13 protein-coding genes are annotated in these 14,646 nt (G+C 64.4%); 2 read left to right on the forward strand and 11 right to left on the reverse strand.

Annotation, left to right across the window (positions count from 1 at the left end; all coding sequences use genetic code 11):
* Window positions 1-3: 3 nt before the first annotated feature.
* The 7 genes from IWX78_RS15495 to xylA all read right to left on the reverse strand — a co-directional run bounded on the left by IWX78_RS15495 (window position 4) and on the right by xylA (window position 7,254).
* A complete protein-coding gene (locus tag IWX78_RS15495; protein ID WP_196834539.1) occupies window positions 4-216 on the reverse strand; it encodes a hypothetical protein in 213 nt (70 codons plus the stop codon).
* Complete coding sequence (locus IWX78_RS15500; protein WP_196834540.1) at window positions 213-1,328, reverse strand: hypothetical protein; 1,116 nt, start codon at window positions 1,326-1,328, stop codon at window positions 213-215. The genes IWX78_RS15495 and IWX78_RS15500 overlap by 4 nt, the downstream gene beginning before the upstream one ends.
* Window positions 1,329-1,684: 356 nt before the next feature.
* Window positions 1,685-2,017 (reverse strand): helix-turn-helix domain-containing protein, encoded by a 333-nt coding sequence (locus tag IWX78_RS15505; RefSeq protein ID WP_334684799.1) that lies wholly within the window; start codon window positions 2,015-2,017, stop codon window positions 1,685-1,687.
* The gene (locus IWX78_RS15510) at window positions 2,014-3,123 is read right to left on the reverse strand and encodes a tyrosine-type recombinase/integrase (RefSeq protein WP_334684791.1); all 1,110 of its coding nucleotides are present in this window, start codon (window positions 3,121-3,123) and stop codon (window positions 2,014-2,016) included. The genes IWX78_RS15505 and IWX78_RS15510 overlap by 4 nt, the downstream gene beginning before the upstream one ends.
* Window positions 3,124-3,886: 763 nt before the next feature.
* Window positions 3,887-4,246 (reverse strand): ThuA domain-containing protein, encoded by a 360-nt coding sequence (locus tag IWX78_RS15515; protein WP_334684792.1) that lies wholly within the window; start codon window positions 4,244-4,246, stop codon window positions 3,887-3,889.
* A gap of 286 nt (window positions 4,247-4,532) precedes the next feature.
* Window positions 4,533-6,044, reverse strand: a complete 1,512-nt coding sequence (locus IWX78_RS15520; protein ID WP_196834542.1) for a xylulokinase — start codon at window positions 6,042-6,044, stop codon at window positions 4,533-4,535.
* Window positions 6,045-6,063: 19 nt separating this feature from the next.
* On the reverse strand, window positions 6,064-7,254 hold the full coding sequence (gene xylA, locus IWX78_RS15525; RefSeq protein WP_196834543.1) for a xylose isomerase: 1,191 nt from the start codon (window positions 7,252-7,254) through the stop codon (window positions 6,064-6,066).
* A 229-nt stretch (window positions 7,255-7,483) separates the two neighbouring features.
* Between xylA and IWX78_RS15530 the strand changes: the two genes are divergently transcribed.
* The gene (locus IWX78_RS15530) at window positions 7,484-8,743 is read left to right on the forward strand and encodes an FAD-binding protein (RefSeq protein WP_196834571.1); all 1,260 of its coding nucleotides are present in this window, start codon (window positions 7,484-7,486) and stop codon (window positions 8,741-8,743) included.
* A 79-nt stretch (window positions 8,744-8,822) separates the two neighbouring features.
* The gene (locus IWX78_RS15535) at window positions 8,823-9,983 is read left to right on the forward strand and encodes an ROK family transcriptional regulator (RefSeq protein ID WP_334684793.1); all 1,161 of its coding nucleotides are present in this window, start codon (window positions 8,823-8,825) and stop codon (window positions 9,981-9,983) included.
* A 147-nt stretch (window positions 9,984-10,130) separates the two neighbouring features.
* On the opposite strand, the gene IWX78_RS15540 is transcribed toward IWX78_RS15535, so the two are convergent.
* The 4 genes from IWX78_RS15540 to IWX78_RS15555 form a co-directional block, all read right to left on the reverse strand.
* The gene (locus IWX78_RS15540; RefSeq protein ID WP_196834545.1) at window positions 10,131-11,105 is read right to left on the reverse strand and encodes an acetylxylan esterase; all 975 of its coding nucleotides are present in this window, start codon (window positions 11,103-11,105) and stop codon (window positions 10,131-10,133) included.
* A gap of 565 nt (window positions 11,106-11,670) precedes the next feature.
* Window positions 11,671-12,606, reverse strand: coding sequence for an aldo/keto reductase (locus IWX78_RS15545; protein WP_196834546.1), 936 nt, complete (start codon window positions 12,604-12,606; stop codon window positions 11,671-11,673).
* A 40-nt stretch (window positions 12,607-12,646) separates the two neighbouring features.
* The gene (locus IWX78_RS15550) at window positions 12,647-13,510 is read right to left on the reverse strand and encodes an aldo/keto reductase (protein WP_196834547.1); all 864 of its coding nucleotides are present in this window, start codon (window positions 13,508-13,510) and stop codon (window positions 12,647-12,649) included.
* A gap of 91 nt (window positions 13,511-13,601) precedes the next feature.
* Window positions 13,602-14,615, reverse strand: a complete 1,014-nt coding sequence (locus IWX78_RS15555) for an aldo/keto reductase (RefSeq protein WP_196834548.1) — start codon at window positions 14,613-14,615, stop codon at window positions 13,602-13,604.
* Window positions 14,616-14,646 lie beyond the last annotated feature (31 nt).

Genomic DNA, 14,646 nt, shown 5'->3' on the forward strand with positions numbered 1-14,646 from the left:
AGTTCATTCTCTCGTCACCGCGGACCGGCGCTCGGAGGGACTATTCCGAAATGGGCCAGTTCGAGGCCCCGGATTGCCTCGTCGGTGGCGTGTGCCGGATTCGGGGAAGTCGGTGTTCAAGCGGTCCTGTGTCATCACGATGCGGCCTTGTTCGTGCAGGATCAGGAGTTCGCGGATGTTGTTGCGGATGTCGTTCGCGCTGACGGCTTCGCTCATGTGTTTAGTTTCCCAATCTTCGGGTCGGAGCGCCGCTCTGCGTAGTCCAGGAACATGGCGCCGGCATTTCGGCGGTGCTTGTCGGTGACTTGGTAGCTGTAGTTGAGCGAGTCGGCGACGACGGGTGCGGGCAGTTCGAGGACGAGGGCCCGGAGCGAGGCGTTGCGGGCGCCGCGGAGGTCGATGCCGGCGTCGCGGAGCTTGTTCATGAGGGTGCTTTGGTGAAGGTGTTGGCCGGGGCGCCGCCCGGAGAACAGCCATTGGTTCTCGTGGTGAGCCGAGGTGGTCTGGTTCGGCAGCGCGGCGACGTGGTCGCGGATGACCTGGTCGAAGGGCGGCGGGATGGTCAGGGTGTCGTCGGTGAATGAGATCGTGACGGCCGCTTCGGTCGCGGCGAGCTGCTGCAGTCGCATTCGGGCGATGCGGACGAGTGGTTGCCCATAGAGCAGGAGAAGCAGTGACGCGGCGCGTGCGTCGGCGTCGAGATCGGTTGCGGGCGCGAGGAGCCGGGTGATGTGTTCGAGTCGTTGCTGCTGGGTGATGATGGGCTCTGACTTTGCGACTCGGTAGGGGAATTCGAGCGACGAGATGTGTCGGTGGCTGATCGCCCATCGGACGAATCCGCGGGCCAGGCTTCGGGTCGTGGGGCCGGTGGCGAGCCAGTTGTCGACATCGGCTTGGGTGCAGGTCGTGGGGGAGTGGCCTTGTTCTCGGATGTACTCGAGGAACTCGAGTGCGACCGAGGTCGATTGCTTTGCGGAGAGGAAGGCGCCCTTCTTCAGCTGGCCGGTGGCGGCGAGGTGGTGCATGCGGTTCAGGTGAACCCAGCGGGCATATTGCTTCAGCAGACGCGCGTCGTCTGCATTGGTGTGGTGCAGTTTGCTATCGAGCCAGTTCTGGAAACGCTCGATGTCGAGATGAACGGGATCGAGGAGCCCGTGTTCGATGCAGAGCTCGCGGAGGAACGCGACTTTGCTCGGGTGGCTGTGGTCCGTGAATGTGGGGTGCTCAAGCGGGACGATTCCTCGGGCGAGGTCGCGGATGAGTTTCGTGGTGTGCGGGTTGACGATCAACCAGACCCGGACGCTGCGCGCGTGTGTCTGCTGCGTCATCGCGGTGAAGAGCGGCAGCAGGTTGGGGTTGGTTCGGCCGGTGGAGTCGTCGAAAAGGCTCGTGAGGTCATCGGTCAGGCAGCAGTGTGCGCAGAGCCCTGTGCGGGCGGGTTCGTCTTCGAGGCCGCAGCGGGTGCAGTGAAAGTCTCTCGGGATGCCGGCGCAATCGACGCAACACGGTTCCCCGTCGATCAGTCCCGGCAGTAGTCGGTTCTCGCCGCAACCCGGGCAGCTCCCGTGGATGCGGGTGGCCCGTTGGTAGCAGCGTCGACAAACGCGCCCTTCTGGTCACGTGGTCGCGAATCGAACCCCCGTGCGGCCGCAGCGGGCGCATTCGGTCGGGGAGCGGTGCCCGCTCATTCCGGCCGGCGGACCCGTGCTCGAGCGGGACGGAACGCATCCTTCTTCGCGGAGGTGTCGAGGGTGCCGGTCGCCCGGTCGGGAACGGCTTGGACGGTGATCGGGCAGAGTTGTTCGAAGGTGCAGTCGAGTGTGTCGAGGATCGCGCCGAGCAAGGCCAGGTTCATTCGCTCGGGAGTGCCGCCGACGAGGCGATAGATCTGCGAGTTGGAGAGATGGATGCCGCGGTCACTGAGATGCGGGATGAGGTCGGAGATCGTGTTCATCCCGCGGGTGGCCATCAGTTCTCTGAGCCGCCAACCGTGTTCGATCCGTCGTTGTATGGTCAGGTCTCCTTCGTGCTGAGCTTGGTGGCCATCCGGGCGATCGCGTCATCGACGACGCGGGCGCGGTAATCGGGGGAGAGGCCGGTGTAGATGGACGTGGTCGACGCGTGCTCGTGGCCGACCTGCTGCTGGATGAAGAACGCGTCGTAACCGTCCTCGACCAGGTGCGTGACGTAGGAGCGGCGCAGCGAATGGAAGTCGAGATCCTCCTCGAGTCCTGCTTCGCGTCGGACCTCGGTGAACGCCCGGCTGACAGAATCGGCGGCGAGCATTCCGCTGCGTTCACTCGGCCAAAGTGCTGTCGACCCCGGCGGCGCCAGCAGCGGCCGGACTTCGTCCTTCCATTGCCGCATGCACTCGACGATCCAGTCGAACTCCGGCAAAGTCAGAACGGTGCGGCGTTTCGGGGGAGAGCCGCGCATCGCCTTCCCGAACCGGACATAGATGATCCCGACGTCGCCGAAATGCCGGGCCCGAGGATTCGACGCCAGGTCCACATGATCGAGTTGACGGACCTCGTTCCGGCGAAGCCCCCAGGCGTAGGGGGCCTTCATGATCGTCGCGATCCGGAACGCCGGTATCCATCCCTTCGACCCTGCTCGGCGGATGCGGAGCACCCGGTCGTCCGCGCAGTCGAAGAGGTCCTGGATCTCGTCACGCGTGTAAGGACGCTTCCCGGGCGCACCAATCGCCGCTTGAGAGTGTCGGGCCGTGTTCCACTCGTGGAACACCTGAGCCGGATGATCACCGAACCGCTCCCAGCACTGCTCGCTCCAGCCATAGGCCGGGTCGGTCAAGTACTCCAGGAACATCCGCAGAGCGTTCTGGTAGCCCAGCACCGTCGAGTGCGACGCGCCCTTCAGCCCGCGGAGTTCGAGGAAGAACTCATCGACCATCGACGCTGACCATGACCACGGGTAGCACTCCGCAAACGCCAGGAACCGCAGCGCGACCGAGCGGCGCTTCTCGATCGTCGACGCCGACAGATTCCGGGCGGTCTGTGCTACCCACCCGTCCAGCATCGCCACCCAGACGCTTTCCTCAGCGTTCAGAACCGCGACATGCGCACGAAGGTGGCTGGGAACCACACCGGCTGTCGCTGAATCCAATGTCCGCATAATATGCGAAATGTTCGCATTAAACGCGAATGACTGTCAAGAGACCCCATGCAATGCCAGATCAGACGCCATTTCGCTCGCGCACGGCTGTGCTTCCCGGACGCTATGCCTGTTCAGAAGGAACCTGACGGGACCGTCGGATCGGCGTCAGGGAGGGGAGGTCGCGGTGACCGGCCAGTTCGCATCCAATGCGAAGGTATCGTCTTCCTCTTGACATAATACAGGTTATCGGCGCAATAAAACGCCTAGTCAGAAGGGGTTTAACCTTCTTCAGCCTCAGGCGTTACCCCTCAACGTGGAGCATGCGCCTAAGCCTATGTGAAATTGTGAGTTCAACGGCCCCTGCAGGTCAGCGCCTTTTGCGCTGACGAGCTTCTACCGATCATTCCATCGTTAAGCTTGCCGGCCTTGTCGGTGCGGCAGGCCTTGTTCTGCCACAACTTTGACTTTCTCGAGGAAGGCTTGCGCAGCGAGAACATAGGAGGCCCGGATCTGGTCCATCTCTTTGGCCTGGGTGCCACGAACAGCGAAACTGTGCAGTTGCTCTAGACGAGTTCCAGAAGATGTTGCGCTCAACCTGTAACCGGTACATGCCGCCTCATCCTGGCCTCCAACGTGACGCACGAGCGCCCACCTCTCCGGGGTTCCCTTCATCACTTCCTGGGAATAGCAACTTCATTTGGACCCGGGTTTGCCGTTTGATTTGGCCCCACCCCGGGTAGGGGATTTCCTTGTTTGCCGCTGGTTGCGGGGGTCAGCCTTTCTGTGCTTGACGTGTGGTTTTGAGGCGGTAGAAATCGGTTCCGGTGGTGATGATGTGGCCTCGGGAATCGGCGATTCCGCCGTGCCACCCGGCGAGGCCGGTGCCGTTTTCGACGGCGGTCCGGAGCCCCTCGAACTCGTCCTTTTCGATGGTGGACATCGTCATGCACTGCGTGACCAGGTCCACGCCCGCCATGTAGTCGGTGTCGGCATAGATCTTGGGCGATTCCTCCACGCGTACCTCGAAGCCGCTGGCTTTCAGGTACGGGATGAATAGCTCCGTGGCTTCAACGGGCTGGTGCCCGTCCCAGCCGCCGCGTACCACGAGAGCGGTCTTGTGGTCGTTTGTCATTGGGTTCCTCTGTTTTTGTCTTGTCGTAGCTGGGGCGGGTTCAGCGGGAGGCGGAGGCCGCGTCCAACGCAGCCGCGGGCGGCATGATGGCGGCAAGTTCCTTGACCAGCGCGAGGGCCTGGGGTGCGCCGACCAAGTGGTCCATGCCGAGCAGGGCCAGGTCGCTGGCGGCGATGGACGCGATCCTGCCCCCCTGGCAACAACGCCCCAGCGGACAGGCTTGCCGGATGCCCGGAGCGGGTCCTGGTGACCGGTGGCAATCAACGGCGTTCCGGCAAGCAGCGGCTCAGTTTCCGGGGTCAATGTGACCGCTCGCCCTCATGTAGTTCTCCCTGATGACCGGCCGGAAGTCGGGCGCCGGCGCGGCGTCCACCGCAACGGGCCATGCGGGGCGCTGGCCGCTGCGAGCCCAGGCTGCCTGGACGGCCGCGCCCCGGGCCACGTACTCCCCGGGGCTGGGGATGACCACGGGCAGCTCGAAGACCTGCGCCGCGATGGCCTGCACAGCGGGGTTCTGCACGGCGCCGCCTATCAGAAGGAGGCGCATTGCCGGACCGCCTTCGGCACGGAGGGCATCCAGTCCCCCGGACAGTCCGCACAGCATGCCCTCGATGGCGGCCCGGGCAATGTTGCTCCGGGTGCTGGAGGCAATGCTGAGCCCGTGGAAGCTGGCTTTGGCGTGCGGCAGGTTGGGCGTGCGCTCACCTTCGAAGTACGGCACCAGTACCACGCCCCCGGCGCCAGGTTCAGCATCAAGGGCAAGCCGCGAAAGTTCATCGAAATCCACGCCCAGGATGCCGGCCACGGAGCTCAGCACCCGCGCGGCGTTCAGCGTGACTGCGATGGGCAGGTACTCCCCGCTGGCGTCCGCGAAACCTGCCACCGTTCCGCTGGGATCGGCAACGGCCCGCGATGCCGCCGAAAACACCGTGCCGCTGGTGCCCACGGACACCACAACGTCGCCAGGCTCCGCGCCCAGCCCCAGAGCGGCGGCCGCGTTGTCCCCGGCACCGGCACCCAGCAGGATCCGGAGCCCGGGACCGGCTTGGCCTGGGAGTTCAGCCGGGGAACCGAAGCAGTCCGGGTGGATCCCTCCGGCAGCTTCCCCGGGGCCGAGGACCCGGGGCAGAACCACGGTTCCCGGTTCCTCCGGCACGGCTTTCCCAGCGGCCTCCCTGGCGTCCCGACCGAAGGCCACCTCGAACAGGTCAAGATCGTACGCACCGGCCGAGGGGCTCCAATAGCCTGTTCCGCTGGCATCCGAGCGATCCGTGGTGAGCTGTTCCAGGTCCGGGCCCAGGGGGCTGGACCCTGTCGGGCCGTAACCGCGGAGCCGCCATGTCAGCCAGTCATGGGGCAGCGCAACGGCCGCCACCCGGTCCGCCAGCTCCGGTTCGTGGTCCCGGACCCAGCGGACCTTCGTGATGGTAAACGATGCCACGGGGACCAGACCGGTCCGTCGGGCAAAATCCTCCGCCCCCACTTCCTCGGTGAGTGCGGCCGCTGCCCCCGCCGATCGGGTGTCATTCCACAGCAGTGCCGGCCGCACCACGTGGCCGGCGTGGTCCAGCAGCACCATGCCGTGTTGCTGGCCCCCCACCGATAGCGCGCTGTCGTCCGCCAGCCCGCCAGCGTCGTCGAACGCTGCCGACAAAGCCTGCCACCAGTGGTCCGGGTGGACTTCCGTTCCGTCCGGATGGCCGGCCCGGCCCTCGCGGACGAGCGTGCCGCTGCCGGCGTCCAGGACCACCACCTTGCAGCTTTGGGTAGAGGAGTCGACGCCGGCAACAAGTGTCATGGGAGCGGCCGTCACGGTATCAGCGGGCGCCGAGCAGGTGTTCGATGAAGAGCTGCTGCAGCTTCACGAATCCGAAGCCCTTGCCGCCGAAGTAGGCGTCGGCATCGAAGTCCTCGTAGGAAGAGCGGTCCGCGCGCAACTGCTCGTACCCTTCGCCCGGGTTGAGCGTGGGATCGCTGATTTCTGCAACCCGCGACGCCTGCAGGGCGGCCTGGACCTCGGGGTCGGCGCGGAAGGCCTCGGCGCGTTCCTTGAGCAGCAGGTAGGTCTGCATGTTGGCGGCGGCGGAGTCCCACACACCGTCGATGTCCTCAGTGCGGCTGGGCTTGTAGTCGAAGTGGCGCGGACCGTCGTAGGCGGGGCCGCCGTCGGGGCCCCCGTTTTCGAGCAGATCCACCAGGGAGAACGCGTTCTGCAGGTCGCCGTGGCCGAACACCAGGTCCTGGTCGAACTTGATGCTGCGCTGACCGTTGAGGTCGATGTGGAACAGCTTGCCCTGGTAGAGCGCCTGGGCGATGCCGTGGGTGAAGTTCAGCCCGGCCATCTGCTCGTGCCCGGTTTCGGGGTTGATGCCCACGAGTTCGGGGCGCTCCAGCGTTTCGATGAACGCCAGGGCGTGGCCCAGGGTGGGGAGGAGGATGTCGCCGCGGGGTTCATTGGGCTTAGGCTCGATGGCGAACCGGATGTTGTAGCCCTTGTCCGTGACGTAGTCGCCCAGGAGGTTCACGGCTTCGCGGTAGCGTTCCAGGGCGCCGCGGATGTCCTTGGCGACGTCGTATTCGCTGCCCTCGCGGCCACCCCACATGACGAAGGTTTCTGCACCGAGTTCGGCGGCGAGGTCGATGTTGTCCAGTACCTTGCGCAGGGCGAAGCGCCGGACGCCGCGGTCGTTGCTGGTGAAGCCGCCGTCCTTGAAGACGGGGTGGCTGAAGAGGTTGGTGGTGACCATCGGGACAACCATCCCGGTGGCCTTTAGCGCGCCGGTCAGACGGGCGATTTCGCGCTGGCGGTCTGCGGCGGAGCAGCCGAAGGGAAAGAGGTCGTTGTCGTGGAAGGTGATGCCGTACGCGCCGAGGTCGCTGAGCCTGTTGATGGCCTCGATCGTGTCCAGCGGCGGGCGGGTGGCGGAGCCGAACTGGTCCTGGGCCTCCCAGCCCACTGTCCAGAGACCGAAGGAAAACTTGTCATCACGGGTGGGCTGAATCGCCATTGAATGCTCCGAAGGTAGGTGCGGGTGTTGGGGGGGGGAAACGGAATGAATTGTTCTAGACACAAACATATTATGGATTTCCATGATGTCAACCGCTCATTCAGAAGCGAGTGGGCAGAATATCCCGCACTTTCTAGCGGAATACTGATATGTTGTGCAAAACAGCAAATTGGACATCGAAATCAGACCGCGAGACCCCGGAGTGAAGGATTCAATCGTGATTGATCAGATGGTGACGGAACGCAATTGGGCGGGAAACTACAGCTACCAGGCACCGCGGATGGCCCGTCCGTCCAGCGTGGCGGAACTGCAGGATTTGGTGGCCAGCGCCGGGAAGATCCGAGCGCTGGGGTCCCGTCATTCATTTAACGACATTGCAGACACTTCGGGGACCTTGGTGGTGCTGGACGGGCTCGACGCCGGCATCAGCGTCGACAGGCAGAACATGACAGTCACCGTCAGCGGCGGTACGCGCTACGGTACGCTCGCGGCAGAGCTCCAGTGCCAGGGCTTTGCCCTCCACAACCTCGCCTCGCTGCCGCACATCTCAGTGGCGGGGGCGGTCGCCACCGCCACGCATGGCTCCGGCGATAGCAACGGCAATCTCGCAACCGCCGTGGCGGCGCTTGAGCTGGCCACCGCCGACGGCAGCGTCCTCACGACCCGCCGCGGCGACGCCGACTTTGCCGGAATGGTGGTGGGACTGGGCGCACTGGGCATCGTCAGCCGCCTGACCCTGGACATTGAACCCAGCTTCGACATTGCCCAGAGTGTCTTTGAAGGCCTCGACTGGGAACAGGTCCTGGAGCGCTTCGACGAAGTGATGTCCTCAGCCTACAGCGTGAGCCTGTTCACCAACTGGAGCGGGGAAACGGTGGGCCAGGCATGGCTCAAGCGCCGGACCGACGAGGCGGTACGGCACACCGGATGGCCGGAATTCCTCTCCGGGACGCCGGCCACAGACGCTCGGCACCCGCTTCCCGGAGTGTCCGGAAGCAACTGCACCCAGCAACTCGGCGTTCCCGGGCCCTGGTCCGGCCGGCTCGCCCACTTCCGGATGGAATTCACACCCAGCAAGGGCGACGAGCTTCAGAGCGAATACCTGATACCCCGGGAGCATGCCGTGGAGGCCATCCGCACGATGCGGAGCCTCTCCGAGATCGTCACTCCCCTGCTTCTGGTCGGGGAAATCCGCACGATAGCGGCGGACCAGCTGTGGCTGAGCCCTAACTACGGCCGTGACGGGATCGGCCTGCACTTCACCTGGCGCCAGAACGAGCCGGCGGTCAAGGCCATCCTGCCCCGTCTTGAAGCGGAGCTGGCCCCGTTCAGCGCCAGGCCGCATTGGGGCAAGCTGTTCCACGGCTGCGCCGACAGCCTCGCCCCGCTGTATCCCCGCTTTGCCGACTTCACCGCATTGGCCGGGCGGCTAGACCCGTCCGAAAAATTCCGCAACGCATTCCTGGACCGCAGGGTGTTCGGCCGCTGATAGTGTCACGATGATGCCTCCACGTACTCCTTCCGCGTCGGCGAGCGAGCCAGACCCATCGCGCCGAAACAACTTGTCGTTGCTGACCTCCCTCGTCCATCACCACGGCGTCCTCAGCCGCGCCCAACTGACCCGGCAAACGGGGCTGAACCGTTCCACCGTCGGAACCTTGATCGGACAACTCATCTCCTTGGGGCTGGTCTATGAAACGGCGCCCGCCGGCGAGGGTCAGGTGGGCCGGCCCAGTCCGGATGTCCATCCCAGCCCGTCGATTGCGGCGCTGGCCGTCAATCCGGAAATCGACGCTGTCACCATAGGCCTGGTAGGCCTATGCGGGAAGGTGCAGAAGAAGATCCGCTTTGAAACGGAACGGATTCCGAGCGCCCGAGAAGCCGTGAATATCGCTTCCACGGTGATCGCCGGGATGCGGTCCGAGCTGGATGCCTCCTACCGGATTACCGGCATCGGCATGGCCGTGCCCGGTTTGGTGAACCGCGACGACGGCGTGGTGCGGCACGCACCACATCTGGGCTGGCGCAACGAGCCGGTTGCCCGGATGCTCAGTGAGGCAACCGGCTACCGGTGCCAGGCCGCCAACGACGCCTCCCTGAGTGCCGAAGCAGAGCTTATTTTCGGTGCCGGCGCCAGGCAGGGGAATCTGATCTATCTCAACGGCGGCGCCAGCGGCATCGGCGCCGGCATCATCGCCGACGGGCATCTGCTCAAGGGGGCCTCCGGCTACGCGGGCGAACTCGGACACACCTTTGTCCGCACCGCCGGCAAGACCTGTCACTGCGGGGCCACGGGCTGCCTGGAAACCGAAGTCTCCCAGTCCCGCCTCCTCGAACTGGCCGGCCTGAGCAGCGGCGACACCGCCGACCTCGAACAGGCACTCAGTAGCGGCAACAGCGCCGAGGTGAACGAGGAAGTCACACGCCAGCTCACTTTCCTGGGTATCGCCCTGCGCAATGCTGTGAACATTTTCAACCCCGAGGTGATCGTCCTCGACGGTTTCCTGGGCACGCTGCATGCGCTCGCCCCGGCATCACTGGACGGAATGCTTATATCCCAGGCAATGGACGGCCCCGCGGGCCAGGTGAAGATCTACCGCGCAGCGCTCGGTTCCGACCTGATGATGATCGGGGCCGCGGAGCTGGCGTTCACACAGTTCCTGGCCGATCCTGCAGACATCGGCGCAACACCCGGCACCCTGCCGGCACCCACGTCACAGACAGGCTAACCATGCAGAACCAGACCATTTCACCCATGGGTGACCACCTCCAATTTCAGTCAACGCTCGAAGGCCGCCGCCAAAAGGCCGTCGTGACGGAAACTGCCGCCAGCCTGGGCGCCCTCGAAATCGACGGTGTCGCGCCGCGCGCACGTGTCAGGCGCCAACGAATCTTTGGCGGACCCAGTCGACCTGCTGCAGCCAGTGCGCCGTCATGCCGCCCTCGTGGCCGTTGAATTCGTAGACCTCGATGTCGCGGTCGGGGCTTTTATAGGCGTTGAATGCGGCGAAGATGCTCGAGGGAAGCACGGTGTTATCCATGAGGCCCACCGAGAACAGCGCGGGAATACGTGCTCGCCGTGCGAAGTTCACGCCGTCAAAGTACGACAGGGTGCGGAAGGTACGATCGACCGCATCGCGATGCACCGAGAGATAGCGGGTGATTTCGGTGAAGGGCTCGAACGGGGTTCGGCCCACTGAGTTGCGAAAGTCGCACAAGAACGGAACGTCAGGCATGACGCCGACGGGAATATCTGAGAGCGCCGCGGCGGCAAGAGCAATTCCCCCGCCCTGGCTGGCGCCGGTGAGAACGATCTGACTGCTCACGACACCCTCGAGCGAGGCCACGTCGTCGATGAGTCGGACAGCATCAGCGAACACGCGACGAAAATAGTAGGTGTCAGGGTCAGCGATGCCGCGGGTCATGTAACCGGAGGTTGCCGGGCCAGATCCGTGGGGGTCGGGAGTCGCACCACCAGTGCCCCAGGCGCTTCCTTGCCCACGCGTGTCCATGATGACGTGCACGAACCCCGCAGCCGCCCACTTCAAGTGGTCGCCGGGCAGTCCGCGGCCCCCGCCGTAAGGCTGAAACTCGATGATCGCGGTGCGCGGAACAGTGTCGCGCGGGCGAACTATCCACGCGCGCACCGGCTCACCGTCGAATCCGCTGAAGGTCGCGTCGATGATCTCGAGTTCGGTGATCGGGCTGTCAATGAAACCGAGTTGCAGGGGCCCGGCGGCAGCGCGCGTTGACCTCAGCGTTCCCGCCCAGAACAGGTCAAAGTCATCAGGTTCGTGCACCAATGGCCGGTATCGTCGAAGGTCGTCGAGATCTCGATCAGTGTAGGGCATCGGTGAGGACTCTCGACTCTGTAGCGGCGCGCCGGCCATCGTTCCCGTGCGCGTGACTACCTGAATCTACTCGGTTCATCCCATAAAGTAGGGGGTTCCGCGGGGGCGTCCCAGTTCGACATATACGCCGCCGCACGACGCAGGACCTCGTTCTCCTGCTCCAGAAACCGGATCCGCTTCCGCGCTTCACGCAGCTCGGCGGACTCCACGATTGTGAAACTGGGGCGGTTGCCATCTTCGACATCGGCTTGATTGTCACTCCCCTCTCACGACGCCGCGCAACAGCGACCACGTCGTCTCGGAACCCTTTCGGACAGTTACTTACCATGGTGAACATCCCTCCAGCAGCACCATCCGGCACTCCACGTAACTTGTCGATAATCCGTTCAGCAGTCCTGACTCCTCGAATGCCATTCTGGCTCTAAGCCATCTCCTTGATCTAATTTCAGGTGAGCTGCGAGTTCATGCTTGACATGGGGTAGGCACCCGTGCAGCCCTGCCTTCGGGCGACTGACTCGTCAGCGCGCGGCGCTATCCGACGAGGCATGAGTGCGTGCGCCATGCGCTACGGAACGCGGTAGCCTGCCGCGCGGAACAGTTCGTACCATTCGGCGCGGGTGAGAGGGACGTCCGATCCCTGCGCAGCATCCGCGACCCGCTGCGGTGTAGTCGTGCCGAGGACGACCTGAATCTGCGCGGGGTGACGTGTGATCCACGCGGTGGCGATCGCGATCGGGGGCACGTCGTAGTGTGCCGCGAGTCGGTCGATGACGGCGTTGAGTTCCGCATACTCGGGCGAGCCGAGGAACACGCCGGTGAAGAAGCCGGCCTGAAACGGCGACCAGGCCTGCACTGTGATGCGGTTGATGCGGCAGTAGTCGAGGATGCCGCCGCCATCCAGGGTCGCGGACTGGTCCAGCCCGTGCATGTTGGCCGCCACGCCCTGGGCGATGGTCGGCGCGTGGGTGACCGACAGTTGGAGTTGGTTCGCGACAATTGGCTGATTCACCGCGGTCTTGAGCAGGTCGATCTGGCGTGGGGTGTGGTTGGACACGCCGAACGCACGTACTTTGCCGGCGGCCTCGAGCTCATCGAATGCTCGAGCGACCTCGTCCGGTTCGACTAGGGCATCGGGCCGGTGAAGCAGGAGGATGTCGATGTAGTCGGTTTGAAGAGCACGCAGCGACCCCTCGACGCTCGACACGATGCGCTCGTAAGAGAAGTCGAAGTACGGGCCCTCCCGCACGATGCCTGCCTTTGTTTGGATCGTGATCTCAGCGCGCTCCGCGGCTGAGATACGCACCGCGTTGGCGAAGCGCTCCTCGCATTCGTGCATTCGTGTGCCGTAAACATCGGCGTGGTCGAAGAAGTTGATGCCGGCGTCGCGTGCCGTGGAGACGAGTGCGCGGATCTCGTCGTCGCTCTTGTCAGCGATCCGCATCAGGCCGAGGACGACGTTGGGGGCGGTCAGTCCCGCAGGGCCGACAGGAATGGATTTCATGGGATGTTCTTTCTGTGTGGGAGGGTGGGGTGCTTAGGGCTCAGGCGTCGTTTGATAGGGCAGTCAGTTCATCGTCGTCGAGAACGAGATCCACTGCCTGGATCGAGTCGAGGATGCTCTCTGGTCGGGAGGCGCCGGGGATCGGGATGACGACGGGCGCGAGCGCGAACTCCCACGCGAGTGCGACCTGCTGCGGACTCACGCCGTGCGCATCAGCGATCTGCTGGAATACGCCGTGTCGGGCGCCGATCTGCCCCGCATGGGTGATGCCGCCCAGCGGTGACCATGGCAGGAATGCGATGCCGAGGTTGGCGCAGTGCGCGAGCTCGGTGAAGCTCGAGCGGAACGCCGGCGAGAACTGATTCTGGACGGAAGACAGCCTGCCGTCCAGTACCTCGTTCGCCTGATCGATCTGCGCGACGGTGGCGTTGGAAATACCCGCGAGTTGGATGACGCCCTCGTCGAGGAGGTCCCGGATCGCGCCGATCGAGTCGGCGTAGGGCACGAGGGGGTCGGGACGGTGGAACTGGTAGAGACCGATCGTCTCGACTCCCAGCCGGTGGGCGGAGGCCTTTGCGGCCTGCTTCAAGTACTCGGGGCGGCCGTCCTGTGTCCAGGAGCCGTCACCGGGGCGCAGATGTCCGCCCTTAGTCGCCACGAGGACATCAGATGTGTCGCCACCGTAGGCGCGCAGGGCGCGTGCGATGAGGTCCTCGTTGTGGCCGACTTCGCCGGCGTCGCGATGGTACGAATCGGCGGTGTCGATGAGCGTGATGCCGGCATCGAGAGCGGCGTGGATCGTCGCGATCGAGCGATTTGCGTCCGGGCGGCCCTCGATCGATATGGGCATGCCGCCGAGTCCGATCGCTGAGACGGAACGGGGGCCAAGGTTTCGCTGCTGCATAGTGGGGTCCTTCCTGCTGGGGTTGCGCCTGCGGGGTGAGCGAGGCCCTGCAGCGCCGGGCGGTCACCGCTTTCCTTCTGAGCAGCGCTCGCTAACGCTCGTGCTGCTCTCGCCCGCGAGTACCATAGGGGTAGTCGGCCGCCGTTGGCTCGCTCACCGCGCTCAGCACCGCGAGGGCGTCCGGCGATAGGGTGCTCCGCACGGCCTTGAGGCTCTCGGCCAACTGTGTCCGGTCACGAGCACCGACGATGACACTGCTGACCCCGGGCTGATTCAGGAGCCACGCCAGCGCCACGGAGGCGATCGGGATGCCAGACTCCAGCGAGGTTGCGCGCACGGCATCGAGAATCTTCCACGAGTGTTCGGCAACAGTTGCCGACTTTGTGCCGGTTGAGTCTGAGGCGAGGTGTCCGAGACGCCCGGTCGGGGGGATGGGCGAGTCTCGGTCATATTTGCCGGTCAGTAGCCCTCCGCCCAGTGGGCTCCAGGGCAGAATGCCGAGCCCTGAATCCCTCGCAGCTGGGAGGATCTCCCATTCAACCTCCCGGGCCACAAGGCTGTACTGAGGCTGCATACTTACGGGCGGAGGTCCGCCTTGGAGCAGGGAAGTCATCACTACTTTGGAGATCTGCCACCCGTCGAAGTTTGAGAGTCCGTAGTACTGGATCTTCCCAGAGTCGGTGGCGCGCTCGAGAGCCGATAGTGTCTCGTCTAGTTCGGTGCGAGGATCCCAGGCATGAAGTTGGAAGAGGTCGATCGTCTCCACCTTTAGTCTTCGCAGGGAAGCCTCGATCGCTCGGGTCAGATGCCTGCGTGATGCGCCCTTGTCGTTGACATCCGAACTCATTGGGAAGCGCGCTTTTGTGGCGATAATCATTCGATCAGCCAGTGCTCCACGATGGCTGCGCAGCCACGACCCTATGATCTCCTCACTGACCCCCGAACTGTAGGCGTTTGCGGTGTCGATGAAGTTCCCGCCGGCCTCCACGAACGAGTCCATCATTGAATGCGCCTCCCGCTCAGTTGTCTCGGCGCCAAAGGTCATGGTCCCGAGGCACATCTCGCTGACGAAAAGCCCGGATCGACCAAGCCGTCGGTGCTGCATATATCTCACTCGCTCTCGGAGCTGGGGCTGG

Origin of the sequence: Mycetocola sp. CAN_C7 (assembly GCF_015752285.1) — a bacterium.
GTDB lineage: Bacteria > Actinomycetota > Actinomycetes > Actinomycetales > Microbacteriaceae > Mycetocola_A.

Bases quoted from the DNA above. Each gene is read 5' to 3' on its own strand.
- IWX78_RS15545 (WP_196834546.1), bottom strand. From the start codon at position 12,606: ATGAAATCCATTCCTGTCGGCCCTGCGGGACTGACCGCCCCCAACGTC.
- IWX78_RS15500 (WP_196834540.1), bottom strand. From the start codon at position 1,328: ATGACGCAGCAGACACACGCGCGCAGCGTCCGGGTCTGGTTGATCGTC.
- IWX78_RS15520 (WP_196834542.1), bottom strand. From the start codon at position 6,044: ATGACACTTGTTGCCGGCGTCGACTCCTCTACCCAAAGCTGCAAGGTG.
- IWX78_RS15540 (WP_196834545.1), bottom strand. From the start codon at position 11,105: ATGCCCTACACTGATCGAGATCTCGACGACCTTCGACGATACCGGCCA.
- IWX78_RS15515 (WP_334684792.1), bottom strand. From the start codon at position 4,246: ATGACAAACGACCACAAGACCGCTCTCGTGGTACGCGGCGGCTGGGAC.
- xylA (WP_196834543.1), bottom strand. From the start codon at position 7,254: ATGGCGATTCAGCCCACCCGTGATGACAAGTTTTCCTTCGGTCTCTGG.
- IWX78_RS15555 (WP_196834548.1), bottom strand. From the start codon at position 14,615: ATGCAGCACCGACGGCTTGGTCGATCCGGGCTTTTCGTCAGCGAGATG.
- IWX78_RS15530 (WP_196834571.1), top strand. From the start codon at position 7,484: ATGGTGACGGAACGCAATTGGGCGGGAAACTACAGCTACCAGGCACCG.
- IWX78_RS15550 (WP_196834547.1), bottom strand. From the start codon at position 13,510: ATGCAGCAGCGAAACCTTGGCCCCCGTTCCGTCTCAGCGATCGGACTC.
- IWX78_RS15495 (WP_196834539.1), bottom strand. From the start codon at position 216: ATGAGCGAAGCCGTCAGCGCGAACGACATCCGCAACAACATCCGCGAA.